This window comes from Streptomyces sp. NPDC091280, from assembly GCF_044768565.1.
In the GTDB taxonomy this organism is placed as follows: Bacteria; Actinomycetota; Actinomycetes; order Streptomycetales; family Streptomycetaceae; genus Streptomyces.
Genome location: NZ_JBIVUZ010000005.1, coordinates 389953 through 408747 on the forward strand (window position 1 = coordinate 389953; position 18795 = coordinate 408747).

Annotated in this window: 14 protein-coding genes and 1 pseudogene; 6 read left to right on the top strand and 9 right to left on the bottom strand. The window is 68.9% G+C overall.

The annotated features are described in order from the left end of the window. Window positions 1-75 precede the first annotated feature (75 nt). The 3 genes from ACIQPR_RS17795 to ACIQPR_RS17805 all read right to left on the bottom strand — a co-directional run bounded on the left by ACIQPR_RS17795 (window position 76) and on the right by ACIQPR_RS17805 (window position 2736). A complete protein-coding gene (locus ACIQPR_RS17795) occupies window positions 76-1182 on the bottom strand; it encodes a CU044_5270 family protein (RefSeq protein WP_403648795.1) in 1107 nt (368 codons plus the stop codon). Continuing rightward, window positions 1179-1868 carry an RNA polymerase sigma factor gene (locus tag ACIQPR_RS17800; protein WP_403648798.1) on the bottom strand — a complete coding sequence of 230 codons (690 nt, stop codon included), beginning with the start codon at window positions 1866-1868 and terminating at the stop codon, window positions 1179-1181. Before ACIQPR_RS17800 ends, ACIQPR_RS17795 begins: the two co-directional genes overlap by 4 nt. A gap of 85 nt (window positions 1869-1953) precedes the next feature. Beyond that, complete coding sequence (locus tag ACIQPR_RS17805) at window positions 1954-2736, bottom strand: class E sortase (protein WP_403648800.1); 783 nt, start codon at window positions 2734-2736, stop codon at window positions 1954-1956. Window positions 2737-2981: 245 nt separating this feature from the next. Between ACIQPR_RS17805 and ACIQPR_RS17810 the strand changes: the two genes are divergently transcribed. The 3 genes from ACIQPR_RS17810 to ACIQPR_RS17820 all read left to right on the top strand — a co-directional run bounded on the left by ACIQPR_RS17810 (window position 2982) and on the right by ACIQPR_RS17820 (window position 6902). After that, window positions 2982-4457, top strand: coding sequence for a beta-1,6-galactanase (locus tag ACIQPR_RS17810; RefSeq protein ID WP_403648802.1), 1476 nt, complete (start codon window positions 2982-2984; stop codon window positions 4455-4457). A gap of 29 nt (window positions 4458-4486) precedes the next feature. Continuing rightward, window positions 4487-5767 carry an MFS transporter gene (locus tag ACIQPR_RS17815; RefSeq protein WP_403648805.1) on the top strand — a complete coding sequence of 427 codons (1281 nt, stop codon included), beginning with the start codon at window positions 4487-4489 and terminating at the stop codon, window positions 5765-5767. Window positions 5768-5885: 118 nt separating this feature from the next. Continuing rightward, window positions 5886-6902 (top strand): SEC-C domain-containing protein, encoded by a 1017-nt coding sequence (locus tag ACIQPR_RS17820; RefSeq protein ID WP_403648808.1) that lies wholly within the window; start codon window positions 5886-5888, stop codon window positions 6900-6902. Window positions 6903-6968: 66 nt separating this feature from the next. On the opposite strand, the gene ACIQPR_RS17825 is transcribed toward ACIQPR_RS17820, so the two are convergent. Next, entirely contained in the window at window positions 6969-7973 is a 1005-nt protein-coding gene (locus ACIQPR_RS17825) for a YDG/SRA domain-containing protein (RefSeq protein ID WP_403648811.1), read from the bottom strand. Window positions 7974-8130: 157 nt separating this feature from the next. On the opposite strand from ACIQPR_RS17825, the gene ACIQPR_RS17830 reads away from it, so the two are divergent. Together ACIQPR_RS17830 and ACIQPR_RS17835 are read left to right on the top strand one after the other, a co-directional pair. Further along, entirely contained in the window at window positions 8131-11292 is a 3162-nt protein-coding gene (locus ACIQPR_RS17830) for a DUF3427 domain-containing protein (RefSeq protein WP_403648814.1), read from the top strand. 318 nt (window positions 11293-11610) lie between these two features. Next, window positions 11611-12558: pseudogene (locus tag ACIQPR_RS17835) on the top strand (hydrolase); the annotation flags it as partial. A gap of 78 nt (window positions 12559-12636) precedes the next feature. Here the strand turns inward: ACIQPR_RS17835 and ACIQPR_RS17840 are convergent. Both ACIQPR_RS17840 and ACIQPR_RS17845 read right to left on the bottom strand, forming a co-directional pair. Next, window positions 12637-13119 (bottom strand): hypothetical protein, encoded by a 483-nt coding sequence (locus ACIQPR_RS17840; protein WP_403648817.1) that lies wholly within the window; start codon window positions 13117-13119, stop codon window positions 12637-12639. Between the two features lie 139 nt (window positions 13120-13258). Further along, window positions 13259-14614: a DUF445 domain-containing protein gene (locus tag ACIQPR_RS17845; RefSeq protein WP_403648820.1), complete on the bottom strand. Its 1356-nt coding sequence runs from the start codon at window positions 14612-14614 to the stop codon at window positions 13259-13261. Window positions 14615-14720: 106 nt separating this feature from the next. Here ACIQPR_RS17845 and ACIQPR_RS17850 point away from each other — a divergent pair, with 106 nt between their 5' ends. Next, complete coding sequence (locus ACIQPR_RS17850) at window positions 14721-16076, top strand: SGNH/GDSL hydrolase family protein (RefSeq protein ID WP_403648823.1); 1356 nt, start codon at window positions 14721-14723, stop codon at window positions 16074-16076. 9 nt (window positions 16077-16085) lie between these two features. Here the strand turns inward: ACIQPR_RS17850 and ACIQPR_RS17855 are convergent, their stop codons facing one another. From ACIQPR_RS17855 to ACIQPR_RS17865, 3 genes are read right to left on the bottom strand one after another with little or no spacing between them, the layout of a single operon-like run. After that, complete coding sequence (locus tag ACIQPR_RS17855; RefSeq protein WP_403648825.1) at window positions 16086-16925, bottom strand: DUF1707 domain-containing protein; 840 nt, start codon at window positions 16923-16925, stop codon at window positions 16086-16088. Window positions 16926-16968: 43 nt separating this feature from the next. Then, entirely contained in the window at window positions 16969-17955 is a 987-nt protein-coding gene (locus ACIQPR_RS17860) for an ATP-binding cassette domain-containing protein (protein WP_403648828.1), read from the bottom strand. Between the two features lie 2 nt (window positions 17956-17957). After that, window positions 17958-18734 (bottom strand): ABC transporter permease, encoded by a 777-nt coding sequence (locus ACIQPR_RS17865; protein ID WP_403649358.1) that lies wholly within the window; start codon window positions 18732-18734, stop codon window positions 17958-17960. Window positions 18735-18795 lie beyond the last annotated feature (61 nt).

An 18795-nucleotide genomic window follows, 5' to 3' on the forward strand; every position in this document is an offset into this window, starting at 1 on the left:
GAGCTGGAGCCGTTGCCGGGGGCGGGGCGGGAGCCGCTGCCGGGGCGGGAGCCGGTTCCGTGGGCGCGTGGCCCGTCAGGGCCGCTGCCCCGGCCTGTCCACCACGCCCCAGGCGGCCCGTGCCGTGATCATCACGTCCGCGTCCAGTTCGGCCGAGGGCGTCGCGTACGGCCCCTTGGCACCCTTGGACCGCCCGGAAATCCTGAACGGCGCGGTGTGCCTGACCTCCCCCAGGTACGCGTACGTCCGCGGATCGAAGAACAGCTCCTGCTTGCCCTGCCAGCCCGAGGGCGTCGCCTCGGCGTAGGTCACGGTCACCCCGATCGCCGCCCGGCCGATCGGGTCCTCGACCCCCTTCTCCACCCGCGCTCCGGGGATCTTCGCGAGCGCCCGGAACAGGCCCGCCTGCGCGTTCGGCGGGATCAGCACGGAGCGGTAGAGGACGTCGATCTCCCGCCAGTCGCGCTGCGCCCGGGTCTCGCCCTTGATGTCACCGATGGCGTGCGCCTTGCGGATGGCGGCCATCATCCGGTCGGGATCGCTCGGGAGGGTAGCCAGGAAGCGGTAGAACTGGCGCTGCGACCGGTCGTCGTAGCCCTCCTTCTTCCACTTCTCCTCCTCGTTGGGGAAGTACCAGACCGAGAGTTTGTTCGGGTCGAAGCTCGATGTGGGGTCCGGGCCCGGGGCGCCGGGCAGCGAGGCGGCGCCGGTGCCGTCCCAGCGCGTCCACTGCTCCGCGCTGCGCGGTGTCCCGTGGTCGAAGGACGTGCTCTTCTCGTAGACCCACTGCTTCGGGCGGGGCTCGGTCGCGCCGGACCTCGCCACGGTCGCGGCGGCCAGTTCGAGGGTGTCGGCGGAGGCCTGCGCCGAGAGCAGCCGCCTGCCGGAGGGCGTGGTCGCGGTCGGGGCGGCGGCACCCGGGTCGTCGGCGGAGAGGGCCGCCACGACACCGCCGGTGACGACGAGCCCGGTGGCCGCCGCGGCGGTCATCAGCACGACCCTGCGGCGGGGCAGCGCGACCGCGCCGGGCCGCTCGGCGACGGCCGCCTCCTGCCGGAACGCCTCGGTGAGCAGGGCCCGTTGGGGCGCGAGACGGCCGCTGTCGGGCAGCGGGACGTCCGCGCGCAGGGGAATGTCGACCCGCACGGCACCCAGGTCACGTGCGTCGGCGGACTCGTTCATGCGGGATCACCTTCCGGGACGTGCGGTGCGTGCGGTTGGGTCGTTTCGAGCGGTCGGGCGGCTTCGCCGGGTCCGTCGAACGGGTCGTACGGGGCCGTCGTCGCGCGAAGTTTCCGGCGGGCCCGGTTGAGCCGGGAGCGGACGGTGCCGACCGGGATGTCGAGGGCCTCGGCGATCTCCTGATAGGTGAAGTCGGCCCAGGCGAACAGCAGCAGCGCGTGCCGGTCCCCCTCCGAGAGCGCGGCCAGCGCCTTGGCCAGCGGCCGGGCGGCGGCCTGCGCGGTGACCCGGTCGTCGGCGGAGTCGGTCCAGGTCTCGGCCACCGGGTCGTGCCCGGTACGGGCCAGCAGTTTCAGCGCCCTGACCTCCTCACGGCGGTGCCGGCTGATCAGCTTGGCCGCGATGCCGTGCAGCCAGGGGCGGACACCGGCGCGCCCGCTGTCGTAGCGGGCCCTGATCCGGAAGGCCGTCAGGAAGGTCTCGGCGGTGATGTCGTCGGCGGTGTCGCGGCCCAGGCGCCGGGCGACGTACTGGTGGATGGTGGGCGCGTACCGGTCGAACAGCACGGCGAAACGCTCGGGTTCGTCGAGCGAGGCCGCGACGAGGACGGCGTCCGGCAGCGCGCTGTCCTGCCGGCCGGTGGCGCTCCCCGGGGAGGAACGGCACAGTGCGTCGGAATCGGTCATGGACAGTCCGTGTCGTCGGAGGAAAGGGACGGCGTTCACCCAGTACTTGCCGACTGACCGGAATCGGGTTCACGGACCCCCGGTGTCACGCGCGCGGTCGGGTGGACGTGAGTGTGCCCCACACCGCCATGCGGTAGCGGGACGTGAACTCCGGGGTGCAGGTGGTGAGGGTGATGTAGTGGCCGGGCGTGCGGTAGCCGTACGACGGCTTGACGAGCGAGCGCGGGATCGGGCGGATGACGCCGGAGTCGGCGGCGGAGGTCCGCGGCAGGATCTTGTCGACCGTGTAGGTGTAGACCGCCGTGCCGGTCTCGACCTGGACGGTGTCCTTGAGCCGCAGTCGCGGGAGGTACCGGAAGGGTTCGCCGTGTGTGTTGCGGTGCCCGGCGAGCGCGAAGTTCCCTTCCTGGCCCGGCTGTTGGGTGCCGGGGTAGTGGCCGACGTAGCCCTTGTCGAGCACGTTCCGCTTGCTGACGCCCTCCGCGATCGGGACGCGGAGGTGGAGGCGGGGGATGACGAGGATGGCGTAGGCCTGGGACGGGCGGGGCGTGAGGGTGTTCCCGGTCGTGGTGGTCCGGCGCGGTGAACTGCCGCCGGAGGCGGTGGAGTCGGCGGCCGGGGAACCGCCGTCCCGGGCCCCGGGCGTCGCGGGCGAGGCCGACGTCGACGCCCCCCACTGCCGTTCCAGCGCCTGCACTTGACGCTCCGCGCCCCGGCGGGCCTCCCGGTTGGTCCACCACAACTGCTGGACGACGAGGAGGAGAAGGACGACCCCGGCGGTGACGAGGACCTCGCCGCCGGTCCACAGGACGCGTCGGCGCAGCGCACGGCGTCGACGGCGGTGCTGTTGCACGACGGGGACCCGCATGGGCCGCACGATAAGGGCCGGTTCGCGAACTCACCAGAGCCGTGCTCACCGGACCCGTACCTCGCGGCGGCTGCGGAGGCGCCCGTTCGATACTTCGTACACGGGTTTTAGAAAGGGACCGAGAAAGGGGTGTCACAACCCTCGACAACCTCACCCACCACACCCGATGCTTCCTGGTGGTACGAGCCGGGGGGATGGCCGACGCCGGTGGGACGACCGGCGGTTGAGCGAATCGGGAGAAGGAAATGATCCGACGCAGAACCCTGCTGGCCGCGGCGGGCGGTGGTCTCCTCGGCACCGCCCTGGCGGCCGGTACCGCACGCGCCGACGCGACGATCGCCGTCAACCCGTCGACGACGTACGGCACTTGGGAGGGCTGGGGCACCTCGCTCGCCTGGTGGGCGAACGTCTTCGGCGCCCGGGACGACTTCGCCGACATCTTCTTCACCACCAAGTCGACCACGTACAACGGCACTTCGCTGCCCGGCCTGGGCCTGAACATCGCCCGCTACAACCTCGGCGCATGCAGCTGGAACTCGGTGAGCGGCGAGTCGATGGTCGCCTCCGCCAACATCCCCGCGTTCAAGCAGATCGAGGGCTACTGGCAGGACTGGAACAACGAGGACCCCACCTCCTCGGCCTGGGACTGGACGGCGGACGCGACCCAGCGCGCGATGCTGGTGAAGGCGACCGCGCGCGGGGCCACGACCGAGCTGTTCGCCAACTCGCCGATGTGGTGGATGTGTCTGAACCACAACCCCTCGGGCGCCTCCGGCGGCGGCAACAACCTCCAGTCCTGGAACTACCGCCAGCACGCCTCCCACCTGGCGTCCGTCGCCCTCTACGCGAAGAACAACTGGGGAGTGAACTTCGCGACGGTCGAGGCCTTCAACGAGCCCTCGTCCAGCTGGTGGACGGCGACCGGCACCCAGGAGGGCTGCCACATGGACTCCACGGTCCAGGCAGCCGTACTCCCCTACGTCCGCAGCGAGTTGGACTCCCGCGGCCTGACGAGCACCAAGATCTCGGCCTCCGACGAGACGAGCTACGACCTGGCCCGCACCACCTGGAACTCCTTCTCCTCCACCACGAAGGGCTACGTCAACCGCGTCAACGTCCACGGCTACCAGGGCTCGGGCGGCCGTAGGGACCTGCTCTACACGGACGTGGTGACGACGGCGGGCAAGGCCCTCTGGAACTCCGAGACGGGCGACAGCGACGCCACCGGCCTGACCATGGCGAGCAACCTGCTCTACGACTTCCGCTGGCTGCACCCCACGGCGTGGACGTACTGGCAGGTCATGGACCCGTCCTCCGGCTGGGCGATGATCGCGTACGACCAGAGCACGCTCACGGCCGGCGCGGTGCAGACGAAGTACTACGTGATGGCCCAGTTCAGCCGCCACATCCGCCCCGGCATGACGATCCTGGACACGGGCGTGAGCTACGCGGCGGCGGGCTACGACGCGAGCGCGAAGCGCCTGGTGATCGTGGCGGCGAACACCGGCTCCTCCTCCACCACCCTCACCTTCGACCTCTCCAAGTTCACGACGGTGGCGGGCGGCACGAGCGGCCTGGTCCCGCGCTGGAACACGGTGACGGGCGGCGGGGGCGACCTCTACACCTCCCACTCGGACACGTACCTCAGCGGCAAGACGGTGAGCGCGACGTTCGCGGCCGGGGCGGTGCAGACCCTGCAGATCGACGGGGTGGTGATCTGACCGCGCAACTCAGGCGTGGCGAGGGCCGCTTGGGCCTGCTCGCCCTGGCGCTCGGCGGTTTCGGAATCGGTCTGACCGAGTTCGTGATCGCCGGGCTGCTGCCCCAGGTCGGCCGGGGCCTGGGCGTCTCCACGGCCGCCGCGGGCTGGCTGATCTCCGGCTACGCGCTGACGGTCGCGGTGGGCGCGATAGCGGTGACGGCGGCGACGGCACGGCTGCCGCAGAAGCCGGTCCTGGTAGGCCTGTTGGCCCTCTTCGTGGCCGGCAACCTGCTGTGCGCGCTCGCCCCGGACTACCCGACCATGCTCGTCGGCCGCGTGGTGGCGGCCCTCTGCCACGGCTCGTTCTTCGGCCTCGGCTCCCTGGTGGCCCGCCGCCTGGTTCCCCCCGAACGGGCCTCCCGCGCCGTGGCGTTGATGTTCGCCGGCCTGACGGTGGCGAACGTCCTGGGCGTCCCGTTCGGCGCGCTGGTCGGCGAACGCTGGGGCTGGCGGGCCACGTTCTGGGCGATCACGGCGATCGGCGTGCTGGCCCTCACGTCGATCGCTGCCCTGGTACCGGGCGCCGCCGGCGAACAACCCGGCGTACGCGCGCAGTTGCACGCCTTCCGCTCCCCCCAGGTCTGGCTGACCCTGACCGCCACGGCCCTCGGCTACGGCGGCATGTTCGGCGCGTTCAGCTACCTCGCGTACACCTTCACCGAGGTCACGGGCTTCTCCCCGCCGGACATCGCCTGGCTCCTGGTCGTCTACGGCACGGGCCTGGTCGTGGGCAACATCGCGGGCGGCCGGGCCGCCGACCACAACCGGGACGCGACCCTGATCGCGGCACTCACCGGCCTCACGATCACACTCATCACCTTCGGCCTCCTGGCGAGCAACCGCCCGGCCTCCGTGATCCTCGTCTTCCTCCTCGGCGCGTTCGGCTTCGCACCGGTCCCCGGAATGATCACCCGAGTCACGGACGCGGCCGGCGGAGTGGCACTGGCGGCAAGCGCGAACGTCTCGGCGTCGAACGTGGGCAACGCGGTGGGGGCGTGGCTGGGAGGCCTGACGATCAGCGCGGGGTGGGGGTACGCGGCTCCGCTGTACGCGGGCGGGGGGATCGTTTTGGTCGGGTTGGGGGTGATGACGTGGGCTGCGGTGGTGGCGGGGAGGGCGGGGGTGGCGGGGACTGCGGTAGGGGGATCGGGGCGGGACGCGGCGGGCGGATCGGCGGGGAACGTGGCGGGCGAATCGGCGCGGGACTCGCCGGGCGGGTCGGTACGGGACTCGCCGGAGCTGCCTGAAGAACGGGTGACGCCGGGATGACAAGGCCGCAAAGTCACCCACCCCTGCCCCGCACGCTCACCGCCGGACCTGGGCATATCTCTCCCGTTGCCTCCATCTGGCCTCCATCTGTGGAGGCATCGGCAGTACCGTGTCGTTCATGCGCCCCGACACGCCCGCCGAGAACGTCGACCACCCCGCCGAAGCGGCCCGCCTGGAGCGGACCGCCGCCCGTTACCCCGAGGACGCCGAAGCCCTGCTCCTCCAGGCCGCGGCCCACCTGGAACTGGCCGGCGACCGCCCCGCGGCCAGCACGCTCTACGACCGCCTGCTGTCATCGCCGGACACCCTGGAGACCCCGCACCTGGTACGGGCCCTCAAGGCCTCGAACCTCTGGGAGTACGGCCACGAGGCCGAGGCCAGGGCGATCATCGACGGCGTGCGGGCAGCGTCCCCGCGCGACCCCGCCCCCTGGGTGATCGTCGCGGAGTCCCTGGAGTCCCACGACGAGCTGGAGGCGGCGCAGGAGACGTTCACGGAGGGGGTGCGCCTGCTCCTGACGGACGTCTCGGAACCCCCCTACTCCACCCACCCGTTGCTGTTCGGCCGCCACCGGGTCCGGCGCATGCTGGGCGTGTCCCACGACGAGTGGGACACGCTGGCGGACACGTTGCACTCGTCCTCGGTATCCCTGGACGAACTCCACGACCCGAAGCGGGTCTGGTCACTGGGCTCGGACAACCCGGCGGAGCTGGAGGCGGAGATCTCACGGCTGCGAGCGGAACTGGGCGCATTCCGGGAGGCGTTGTCCCGCCCCTTCCCGGTGGCCGTACTCCACTGGCCGGAGGGCGAGTTGGCGGAGCTGGTGGCCGCGTACGCCCCCCTGGGCGTCGAGTACCCCTCACACGAGGAGCACCTCGCGACGATAGAGGGTTCGCTGCGGGAACTGGCGGCCAGCGGCACACCGAACCTCGGCATCGTGACGGGGACGGTGCCGTCTTACGAGGCGTTCGCGGCTTCGGAGGGGGCTTCGCCGGGGGATGTGGAGCTGCTCCCGCAGTACGCGACGACGCTGGCTGCGCGGGGGCGGGCTGTGGTGTGGCCGCCTCAGCGGGGGGCTGATTGTTGGTGTGGGTCGGGGCGGGCTTATGGGGAGTGTCACGGGCAAGAGCTTTGAATCAGTGGACGCTCCACGGCCGCCAAGCTCTATGCCCTCTTGGCGGCCGTGTTACGGCACAAAGCTCTACGATCCCTGCCCGGACGCCCCACGGCCCTCCCACCACTCGCGGTGATAGCGCAGGTAGTCCGGATGCACTCGATGCGAACGCTTGGTCTTGAGCTTCGGCAGCATAGGCGTTCCGAAGATAGCTGCGCGCACAATGATCGCCCAGTCCTCGTCCACAACAACAGCACCAACGTCCAGCCGGACATGGCAGTTGGGGCAGACGCAGAGAATGTTCGGCTCCACGTCGGGTCCGTTATGGGGCCTGCCCAAGGGCCTGATATGCGCACCTTGGCTGTGCGGTTCCCCATCCGGCCCGAGCAAGCGAAGGCCACAGAGTTGACACTGCCCGTCATACAGCTTCTTGACGCGGCGTGACGTTGCAACGCTCCGCATGAGACGTCGTATCTCCACGGCCCGCGCCTCCGGGTATCTCTCCTCGCCCGGTTCCTCAAGGACTTGCTCTACCGCTTCGAGCGCTTCGGCAACTCGACTCCCCATGGCCGAGAGTGCTTGCTCCGAGTCGGGCAGCCGCTCTAGATCAAACTGGCAAATATCGATCTTAGAACCATCGGGAGCAGGCCACTTAGAGGTAGCCGTGCGAATGGCTGTAACCCGGAACAAGCCGTCGAATCGATAGCCCTTGGGCGGCGAGTAGCGCTTATCGCCCCCAAAGCCACGTATGACGCGGATAGGGCGCTCGCGCTCATAGCTTCGCTTGAGGGCGGCGTTGTCGTCGTACTCCCACGACTGACTGCATAGAAGTCGGCCAGTCGTGGAGTCCCGATCGCCGCCCTTCGACGCTCCCGTGTACCTCATGAACGTCCACTGATCGTCATCGTCCACGTACCCACCGTTGAGGACGATGGCATCGGCGATGTACAGGCCGTCCTTCTCATCCTTGAGACAAGAGATGCCCCGCTGGTTGGTCTGATGAAGCTTGGCACCCAGTACGTCGAGCCGACTAGCGAAGAGATCCCCTACGACGACACCATCGATGTTCCCGGACACCCGTTTGATTTCCACAGCCCATACTGGACCGATCCAGATCGGTCATGTCAAACCAGTAATCGATATTGATCATTTGCTATCAACGAACCGACCGCTCGTATGCCTCATGTGTCGGTGTCAGTGCCCTCTGTTAGACATGGGACATCTGTCAGAGCGAGCGGGGGATGCCGACGTGACCAAGCCAGGAGTGCCTTCGGAGCCCCCAGTAGGCCTCTACGAGGAGCTCATCACGCTGCGGTTCGAGCAGCAGTTGGAGGAACTAGGCAGCCTCGGCTGGCATCCCGTGACCGATACCGTGGGCTCGGAGTCAGTGCCACATGTACTGGCCAGGCACGTCGCGGGGACCGTGCGGCGCGTCCTGCAAGGCCTTCCCAGCGTGGAGCGGGTCCACGCGGCCAACCACATCCTGGAATCCATCAGCACTCTTGAAGGCGCCCAAGAGTGGGTGGACCTAGTGGCTGAAGGGCCGCGTCAACTTCTCGCGCTGGCGCGGCAGGAAGCACCCGGCGTCTTCGCCGTGCGCCCCGGTATCCCCTTGTCTGACACCGCCCTCATCACCAACTCCCCGGAGGACCCAAGCCTCGGCTTCGAACTTCGCGCCGAGCTCGCCACCGCCGACCATGTCGACCTTCTCTGCGCCTTCGTGAAGTGGCACGGCCTGCGCATCATCGAGCAGTCCTTGCAAGCGGCCCGCATCCGAGACGTGCCGATACGAGTCCTCACGACGACCTACATCGGCGCCACCGAGCGGCGCGCACTGGACCGGTTGGTGCGGGAGTTCAACGCCAAGGTCAAGGTGAACTACGAGACGCGATCGACGCGCCTGCACGCGAAGGCGTGGCTGTTCCGTCGTAACAGTGGCTACGACACCGCGTACGTCGGCAGTTCCAACCTGTCCAAGGCCGCGCTTCTCGATGGCCTGGAGTGGAATGTTCGACTGTCTTCGATCGCCACGCCAGACGTCTTGCGCAAGTTCAGAGCAACCTTCGAGGCGTACTGGAACGATCCGTCCTTCGAAATGTACGACCCCGACGCTGATGGAGAACGCCTCCAGGAAGCCTTGGCCATCGCGGGAGGCACGTCCTCAACGGCTGCTCAAGACCGCCGAATTACTCTGTCCGGCCTTGAGGTGCGCCCGTATCCACATCAACGCGACATGCTGGAGCGGCTGGAGGTCGAGCGAGAGGTGCACGACCTCCACCGGAATCTTCTAGTCGCGGCGACTGGCACCGGCAAGACGGTAATGGCTGCGCTCGACTACAAGCAGCTCCGGAAGAAGCACGGCCGTGACTTGCGGCTGCTGTTCGTCGCGCACCGCAAGGAGATCCTGCAACAGTCCCTGCGGACCTACCAAGACGTCCTGACGGATGCGAACTTCGGAGAGTCGCTGCACAGCGGGGAGATCCCGGAACGCTGGACTCATGTGTTCGCCAGCGTCCAGTCGCTGAACGCGCGAGCGCTTGACCGTCTCGCACCTGATCACTTCGACGTGATCGTGATCGACGAGTTCCACCATGGGACCTCACCGACCTACCGGAAGATCCTTGACCACTTCCAGCCGGTTGAGTTGTTGGGGCTCACCGCGACGCCCGAGCGCATGGACGGCAAGAACATCCAGGACGAGTTCTTCGACGGTCGTATCGCCGCCGAGATGCGTCTGTGGGAAGCATTGGAGAACGAACTCCTCAGCCCTTTCCACTACTTCGGCATCAGTGACACCACCGACTTGAGCACGGTGGAGTGGAAGCGCGGGGCGTATGACGCGGGCGCCTTGAGCAACGTACTGACGGGGAACGTGGCACGAGCACGGCTGGTCGTGAAGGCCGTCAGAGACAAGGTCACCGATCCTGCGGTGATGCGAGCGCTGGGCTTCTGTGTCTCGGTTGCGCATGCGCGCTTCATGGCCGAGTCCTTCCGAACGGCCGGCATCAACTCCGTTGCCCTATCTGGGGAGTCATCCAGCGACGAGCGCGCACAGGCCCTGGTGGACCTCAAGTCGGGTGCCCTGCAAGTGATCTTCTCAGTCGACCTCTTCAACGAGGGGCTCGATATCCCAGACGTGGATACGTTGCTTCTCTTGCGTCCTACCTCCAGCGCCACGGTCTTTCTTCAGCAACTCGGTCGAGGCCTGCGTCGCACCGAGAACAAGGCCGTACTCACGGTGCTGGACTTCATTGGGCAGCACCGTAAGGAGTTCCGCTTCGAGAACCAGTTCCGGGCGCTCACCAACCTGACCCGCAAGCGGCTCCTGGACAACATCGAGCACGCCTTCCCGCAGCTGCCGTCCGGCTGTCAGATCCTCCTTGAGGAGAAGGCGAAGAACACCATCATCGCCAACATCAAGGATCAGATCGGCGTCAACGTCACGGCACTGGCGCGCGAGGTCGCCGACTACGCCGAGCCAAAGCTCAGCCGGTATCTCCACGAAAGCGGTCGCGAACTGAAGGAGCTCTACCGAGGCAACGGCAACTCCTGGACAGGACTCCTCCGCCGCGCTGGCCTTATACAGGGTGAACCGCCGGAAGGGGAAGCGGCGCTCCTCAAGCGGGTGTCGGCGTTCCTCCATGTAGACGACCCGTTGCGGGTAGCTGCGTACACGCGAATGTTGGCGGACGACGCTCCCTCCTACGGCGAGCTCGACGAGCAGGGCCAGGCCTACGCGCGCATGCTCTTCTTCCAGCTATGGCCACTTGGTGGCATCACACGCAAGGGCTTCGCGGACTACGACGCCGGATTCTCAACTCTGCTTGAACAGCACGCGGTTCGCGCCGAGTTGCGTCAGGTTCTGGAGTACAACCTTGCCCACACGGAACACGTCCCGATCCCGCTGCTGGGCGTCGGCGGTCGGAGTGGAATCCCGCTAACCGTGCACGCCTCGTACAGCCGCGAAGAGATCCTCCCTGCCCTTGGCCAGTCCCACATCGGCGGCTTTATGCCGGGCGACTTTCGTGAGGGCGTGAAGTGGTGTGAGTCGATCAAGACCGACGCGCTCCTCATCACGCTAGAGAAGGACGAGAAGGACTTCTCTCCACAAACCCGCTACCACGACTATGCGCTGAGCGAGACCCTCTTCCACTGGGAGTCCCAGAACCAGACCTCGGAGACGTCTCCCACAGGCCTGCGATACCAGAGTCACGTAGCCGAGGGCAGCCACGTCCTACTCTTCGTTCGCCGCTACAAGAGCACCGATATCGGGGGCGCCCAACCGTGGATGCTGCTCGGCCCTGCCGAGTTCGAGGACCACACGGGGAGCAAGCCGATGGCAATCAAGTGGAGGTTGAAGCACGCACTCCCGGCCGACGTCTGGATGTACTCCGCGATTGCTGCCGGGTGACCGTACGGACGAGCTCGCTGACGTACCCATGGCGTCGTCCAACATCACCGGGGTTCTGAAGGCCGCCACCAAGGCCACGGTCGACGGGTACTGCCGATACGTAAGAGATCTACATGAACCGCCAAGAGATCCTCCCGCCGGTCCCGCCGCCATGTGTACCGTCCTCCCGTGTGTCGGTCGGTGATCACTCAACCACCGTTCTACGCGCGAAGATTCACCATCGTCAGCGTCAGAGACAGCGTCATCCGCAGCACCCGCATCCCCCGTCCAGTCCCCCCCCCACTCACGGAATCCCCCCACTTCACGGAGGTTCACCGGATGCCCAGCTTTGGCAAGTTCACGTCACGTCGGCGGCTCACCACCGCTCTCACCGTCCTCGGTCTGCTCTCGGTCGGCGCCACCGCTCAGGTGGCCGCCACCGTCACCCCGGCCGCCGCCGCGACCGCCGCGACCACCACCCACCGCGTCCTCTTCGACGACGGCCACGCCGAGGAAGCCGGTAACGCCGACTGGATCATCTCCACCAGCAAGCCCGATCCGCTCGCCCAGGACTCCTCGCCCTCCTCCGACAAGGACTGGACCGGGGCGCTGTCGTCGTGGGGCATCGCGTTGCAGAAGACCGGTGACTACAGCCTCAAGACCGCCACCAGCGCGCTGACTTACGGAGGGTCGTCGGCGAACGATCTCTCGAACTTCGACACGCTCGTGCTGCCCGAGCCGAACACCAAGTTCACCACCGCCGAGAAGACGGCCATCATGAAGTTCGTGAAGGCCGGTGGCGGGCTCTTCATGATCTCCGACCACACCGGGTCCGACCGCAACAACGACGGGTACGACGCCGTCCAGATCCTCAACGACCTGATGACCAACAACAGCGTGGACAGCGACGACCCGTTCGGGTTCTCGATCGACTCGCTCAACATCAGCTCGGGGTACCCGAAGGCCATCACCGACAGCAGCGACCCGGTCCTGCACGGCTCCTTCGGCACCGTCACCAAGAGCCTGATCGCCAACGGTACGACCGCCACGCTCACGCCCGACGACAACGCGAACGTCAAGGGGCTCGTCTACCGCAGCGGTTACTCCGGCGACACCGGCGCCTTCTTCCTGACCAGCACCTTCGGCAGCGGCAAGGTGGCCTTCTGGGGCGACAGTTCGCCGATCGACGACGGCACCGGCCAGTCCGGCAACACGCTCTACGACGGCTGGAACGACACCGGCGCCACCAACGCCGCCCTCGCCCTCAACGCCACGGAGTGGCTCTCCTCGTGAGGCATCGGCCCAGCTGAGCGCGCGACTCCGGCCTCGGGAGATGTTCCCCGAGGCCGGAGTCGCTACGGCGGTTCAGCAGCCGTGGGCCGACAGCACGCCCTCCATGGAGTCCTCCTCGCACGGGCGGAAGTGGCGGCCCACCGCCGATGCCACCAGTACCCCGGCGCCGATCACGAACGTCGCGAACGCCCACTGCTGGGGCCATTCCGTCTCGTCGGGCCAGTTGGTGTAGCCGGGCGGGTGGGTGGCGTACATCAGGCCGGCCGGGGGGACCGCGACCAGCAGTACGGGCCAGACGGGGTCGTCGCGGTGGCCGAAGTAGGTCGCGAGGAGCAGCAGGAGCGCCGCCAGGACCAGCGCGCCCGTGACGGACGCCCCCGTCCAGGCCACGCACACGAAGTACGCCGTCGACGCCAGGGCGGCGCCCAGGGCGCGGGTCAGCCAGCGTTCCGGCCAGGGGCGCGTCCGCAGGGCGCTCAGCGCCTTCTCCGTCAGCGCCTTGTCCATCAGCGCTCTCTCCGTCAGCACCTTCTCCGTCAGCTGCTTCTCGGTCATACGTACGAGGGTTACCGGTGGTCCGAGGGCGCGACAGAGTACGCGTACTCAGATCCGGCGAACCCAGGCCCCGCGAACCCGGGCCCGGGGGACCTCAGCTCCCCGGCCCTCCCAAACCCCCACCAGCCCCGGCGCCCCCCTACACCCCCACCAGCCGCGACACCGTATAGATCAGCAGCCCCGCCAACGACCCCACCACCGTGCCGTTGATCCGGATGAACTGGAGGTCGCGGCCGATGTTCGCCTCGATCTTGCGGGTCGTGTGTTCCGCGTCCCAGCTCGCCACCGTGTCCGTGATCAGGGAGGTGATCTCCTTGCGGTAGGTGGTGACGACGTACACCGCCGCGCCCTCGACCCAGCCGTCGACCTTCGCCTGGAGTTTCGGCTCGACGGCCATCCGCGCGCCGAGCGACAGCAGTGCGGCCCGCACCCGCAGCCGTAGCTCACTGCGTTCGTCCTCGGCGGCGGAGACGATCATGGAGCGTACGGACGTCCAGGCGCTGGCGATCAGGTCCTGGACCTCGCCTCGGCCCAGGACCTCGCCCTTGAGGCGTTCCACCCGGGCGCGGGTGTCCGTGTCGGACTGGAGGTCGGCGGCGAAGTCGGCGAGGAAGCGGTCCAGGGCGCCGCGGGCCGGGTGGGAGGGCATGTCGCGCATCTCGGTGACGAAGCGGAGGAGTTCCTTGTAGACGCGCTCGCCGATCCGCTTGTCGACGAATCTCGGGGTCCAGCCGGGCGCGCCGCCCTCGACGGCGTCCATGACCTGCTCGTCGTGCAGGACGAGCCAGTCGTGCGCCCGGGTGACGATCAGGTCGACTACCCGCTTGTGACCGCCGTCGGCGACGATCTTCTCCAGCATCTTGCCGATGCCGGGGGCGATCTCCTGGGCGTCGGCGCGGCGGGTGACCGCCTCGGTGACGACCGCCTGGACGTCGGAGTCGCGCAGCACGGTGAGGGCGCCCCGGAGGGCCGCCGACAGCTCCGCCGTCACCCGGTCGGCGTGATCCGGGTCGGCGAGCCAGGCGCCGAGGCGGCTGCCGATGCCGACGGCGCGCAGCCGCTGCCGCACGACCTCCTCGGAGAGGAAGTTCTCGCCGACGAACTCGCCCAGGGAGACGCCGAGTTGGTCCTTCTTGGTGGGGATGATCGCGGTGTGCGGGATGGGCAGGCCGAGCGGGTGGCGGAAGAGGGCGGTGACCGCGAACCAGTCGGCCATCGCACCGACCATGCCGGCCTCGGCCGCCGCGGCGACATAGCCCGCCCAGGGGCCCGCGCCCGAGTTCGACGCCCATTTGGCGAGCACGTACACGACGGCCACGAAGACCAGCAGGGCCAGCGCCGTCAGCTTCATGCGGCGCACGCCGCGCTGCTTCTCCTCGTCGGCCGCGCTGAACGTGGTCATGGTGCGGCGGGACGGCGTCCCGCCGCCCCCGGTGACCGTTTCTGTACGTTCCACCCGCTCCACCCGCTCCACCCGTTCGCCGGTACCGTGCATATTGTCCCTTCCTGACCGACTCCCGGGACGGAACAGGAGTTCCCGGCGTCACCCGAAAGGGCAAAATGGCAGGGCCCTGCCACTCACCCGAGGAGATCCGCACCGCGTGACCCAGCGACCCGCAGGAGACGACGGGGCGTCCCCCACCAGGCATCGTGCCCTGCTGTCCGCGATCATCACCCTGATCGTGGCCGTTTCCGCCTGCATCTACGTCGGTGTCTCGGCCGGTGACGGCAGCGGCGGCGACTCCCCCGCCGAGAGCCACGCCCGGCACAACGCCGCCGACCCCGTCTCGGCCGGCACCTGGGTGGGCGCCTGGTCCGCCGCCCCGGTCGGCGGCGAGCCCGGCACCGAGCCGGCGGGCATGGCGGGCCGCTCGGTGCGCAACGTCGTCCACACGAGCGCGGCCGGGACCAGCGCCCGGATCACCCTCTCCAACCTCTACGGCCAGTCCCCGCTGACCGTCACCCACGCCTCGATCGCCCTCGCGGCCGGTCACGGCAGCTCCGCCGCAGCGGCCGGCACCATGCGCCGGCTGACCTTCGGGGGCGCCACCTCCGTCACCGTCCCGGCCGGGCAGCAGATTCTCAGCGACGCCGTGCGCCTCCAAGTCCCGCAGGGCGCCGACGTGTTGGTCACCACCTACGCGCCCGCCGAGTCCGGCCCGGTCACCTTCCACCCGTACGCCCGGCAGATCTCGTACCTGGCCGACGGCGACCGGGTGGAGAACCCGAGCGGCACGCCGTACACCCAACGGACCTCGGTGTGGCGCTACTTGACCGCGCTGGACGTGCTGAGCCACGACGCGAACGGCACGGTCGTCGCGTTCGGCGACTCCATAACCGACGGCTCCACCTCGTCCGAGAGCGCCAACCGCCGCTGGCCGGACGCCTTTTCGCAGCGGCTGCGGGCGGCCGTCGCCGCCGGGCGGCAGGGTGTGCCGCGCTACAGCGTCGTCAACGCGGGCATCAGCGGCAACCAGATACTGGTCAGCCGGGCCGGGCGCCCCGCCGAGAACCAGAGCGGACTGACCCGCTTCGCGCGTGATGTGCTGGACCGGCCGAACGTCAAGGTCGTGATCGTCGACCTCGGCATCAACGACACCCTGCACGACGCCGACGCCGACGCGATCCTGACCGGCCTGCGCGCCCTGGTCCGCCAGGCCCACGCCCACGGCATCAAGGTGGTCGGCGCGACCCTGACCCCGATCGGCGGCTACCCCCGGTACACGGGGGCCCGGGAGACCGTACGGGAGCGGGTCAACGCGGTGATCAGGAGCGGCACGGTGTACGACGCCGTCGTCGACTTCGACAAGGCGCTGCGCGATCCGTACGCCCCGCGCCGGTACGCCGCCGAGTACGACTCGGGCGATCATCTCCACCCCAGCGACCGGGGGTACCGGAAGATGGGCGACACCGTCGACCTGGCGGACCTCACGGGCGCGGTCCCCGCCCGTTTGTGAAACCGCGGGTCAGTCCCAGTCGCGGTGTCTGCGGTCCCGGCGGTCCCGGTGCCGCTCGCGCCGCTCCTCGTGCCGTTCCCGGCGCTCCTCCTGGCGGTCCCAGCGCTCCTCGCGGCGGGCGTCGTGCCACGCGGAGTGCGCGTCGCGGTGCGAGCCGTAGAGCTCCTTCGGCGAGTCGGAGCCGCCCTCCAGTTTCTGCCGGCGCCGCTCCTCCTTGAGCCGCTGGCGCTCGGCCCGGGGCAGCTTGCGCTCCACGCCGACCCCGCCCCAGAAGGCGAAGCCCGTGACGATCACGCGCGGGGCGCCCGGCTCGCCCGGCACGCCCTCCTGGCTGTGGTCGAAGCCGCCCATGATGCCGATGCCGCGCACCACGACCTCGACGCCCGGCGGCACGATCACCTGCACCCCGCCCATGATCGCGATGCAGTTGATCTCGACCTCGCGGTCCGCGAAGTTCGCCTCGCGCAGGTCGATCTCGCCGCCGCCCCAGAAGGCGAAGCAGGTGAACCGCTTGGGGACCGTCCAGCGGCCCTTGCGCTGGAAGCCGGACATGATCGCCACGCCACCGGCCGAGGAACCCTCGCCACCGACGATCCGCCCGGCCCAACTCCCGCCGCCCACCGGCTCCTTGACCATGTTCACCGGCGGCGGGGCGACTCCGGGGGCCGGCAGGTCGGCGGTGAGCGGGGTCAGTTCGGCATACGTCCGCGCCTTGTAGGTCGCCTCCAGACGCTCCTCGAACTCCTCCATGTCGAGGCGCCCCTCGGCGACGGCGTCGCGCAGGACTTCGGCGACCCGCTCTCGGTCGGCATCTGATGCGCGGAGCTCCGGGACTGCGTCGTCGGTCATACACAGCAGCCTACGAGGTCCCTCCGCGAAGGGCCATGAGCGGCTAGGAGGCCGCCCGCTCCGCTTGGTCCGCTTGGTCCGCGTACATGCGGGCGATCACCGCCTCGATGTCCGGTTCCCGCACCGACAGGTCCACCATCGGGTACTCCGCCGCGATCCGCGCCACCAGCGGGGCCGCCGACGCCGAGGCCGGGAACGTCAGCCACTGTCGCGGTCCCTCCACCTTCACCGTCCGCGCCTCCGGCACCTCGATCGGCGGCAACTCCCGTTCCAGGTCCACCACCAGCGTCCGCTCGCTCTCCCCCGCCTCGTGCAGCCCGCCGAGCGGACCGTCGTACATCAGGCGGCCGTGGTCGATGACCATCACGCGGGAGCACAGCTGCTCGATGTCCTGGAGGTCATGGGTGGTGAGCAGGACCGTGGTGCCCCGGTCGGCGTTCAACTCCCGCAGGAACTCACGGACCTTGGCCTTGGAGACGACGTCCAGGCCGATGGTCGGTTCGTCGAGGTAGAGCACCTCGGGGTCGTGCAGCAGGGCCGCCGCGATGTCGCCGCGCATCCGCTGGCCGAGCGAGAGCTGCCGTACGGGGACGTCCAACAGGGCGCCCAGTTCGAGGAGTTCGACACAGCGGTCGAGGTTCTCGGCGTACCGGGCGTCGGGGATGCGGTACATGCGGTGCATCAGCTTGTACGAGTCGATCAGCGGGAGGTCCCACCACAATGTGGTGCGCTGTCCGAACACCACTCCGATGCGATGCGCGAGGCGGGTGCGTTCGCGGGACGGGTCGATGCCGGCCACCCGCAACCGGCCGCCGGACGGGGTGAGGATGCCGGTCAGCATCTTGATGGTGGTCGACTTCCCGGCGCCGTTCGGCCCGATGTAGCCGACCATCTCGCCGCGCGCCACGGTGAAGGAGAGGGAGTCGACGGCCCGCACCCGGCGCCGCTCCCGTTTCATGAACCCGATCTTCTTGCGCACGTCGAAGACCTTCTCGACCTGGTCCAGTTCGATGAACGCCTGCTCTGTCACCCTCAACTCCCGGTGCTTCGGTACGACTTGAGCCCGGCCCGCCAGGCCAGACCGGCCAGCGCGCAACAGGCGAGCGCCACCAGCGGCGAGGCGAACTCCGCGCCCGGCGGCAGATCCAGCGGGTACGGCCGCCCCAACACATAGGAGGCGGGCACCCAGTTGACGAAGGCGAGCGGCAGCATGAAGGTCACGCCCCGCACGAAGTCCTTGCCGAACACGACCGGCGGATACGACAGCAGGGTGTTGCCGCCGTAGGTGAACGCGTTCTGCACCTCGGCCGCGTCCTGCGCCACGATCTGGAAGGCCGCGCCCGCCACGAACAGCGCCCCGAAGATCACCGCCCCGCACAGCAGCATCACCGGCACCAGCAGCAGCTTCCCGGCGGTCCAGTGGACGTCGACGCTCAGCAGCGCGTAGCCGAGCACCAGGCTTCCCTGGGTGATCCGGCCCAGCCGGCGCAGCGCGAAACGGTCCGCGCCGACCTGCGCGAGCACCGGCGCGGGACGCACCAGCAGGGTGTCGAAGGAGCCGTCGCGGATGCGGGCGCCGAGCACGTCCATCGAGCCGAGGACCAGGTCGGAGATCCCGAACGCGGTCGCCGACAGGCCGTACAGGAAGGCGACTTCGGGCAGCGACCAGCCGCCCAGCGAGTCGACCCGGGAGAACATCAGCAGGATGGTGGCGAAGTCCAGGCCGGTCACCAGCAGGTTGCCGACGACCGTGATGACGAAGGAGGCGCGGTAGGTCATGCTCGACCGGACCCACATCCCGGCGATCATCGTGTAGGCGCGCAGCCCCTCCCGCCAGCGCGGCAACTCCGTTGCGCGCTCCTCCAGTCGG

What these genes read in the sequence shown, in the direction of transcription:
- ACIQPR_RS17805 (WP_403648800.1), bottom strand. Translation starts at nt 2,736, where the DNA reads ATGCGGGTCCCCGTCGTGCAACAGCACCGCCGTCGACGCCGTGCGCTG.
- ACIQPR_RS17810 (WP_403648802.1), top strand. Translation starts at nt 2,982, where the DNA reads ATGATCCGACGCAGAACCCTGCTGGCCGCGGCGGGCGGTGGTCTCCTC.
- ACIQPR_RS17855 (WP_403648825.1), bottom strand. Translation starts at nt 16,925, where the DNA reads ATGACCGACGACGCAGTCCCGGAGCTCCGCGCATCAGATGCCGACCGA.
- ACIQPR_RS17820 (WP_403648808.1), top strand. Translation starts at nt 5,886, where the DNA reads ATGCGCCCCGACACGCCCGCCGAGAACGTCGACCACCCCGCCGAAGCG.
- ACIQPR_RS17800 (WP_403648798.1), bottom strand. Translation starts at nt 1,868, where the DNA reads ATGACCGATTCCGACGCACTGTGCCGTTCCTCCCCGGGGAGCGCCACC.
- ACIQPR_RS17795 (WP_403648795.1), bottom strand. Translation starts at nt 1,182, where the DNA reads ATGAACGAGTCCGCCGACGCACGTGACCTGGGTGCCGTGCGGGTCGAC.
- ACIQPR_RS17840 (WP_403648817.1), bottom strand. Translation starts at nt 13,119, where the DNA reads ATGACCGAGAAGCAGCTGACGGAGAAGGTGCTGACGGAGAGAGCGCTG.
- ACIQPR_RS17845 (WP_403648820.1), bottom strand. Translation starts at nt 14,614, where the DNA reads ATGCACGGTACCGGCGAACGGGTGGAGCGGGTGGAGCGGGTGGAACGT.
- ACIQPR_RS17865 (WP_403649358.1), bottom strand. Translation starts at nt 18,734, where the DNA reads ATGATCGCCGGGATGTGGGTCCGGTCGAGCATGACCTACCGCGCCTCC.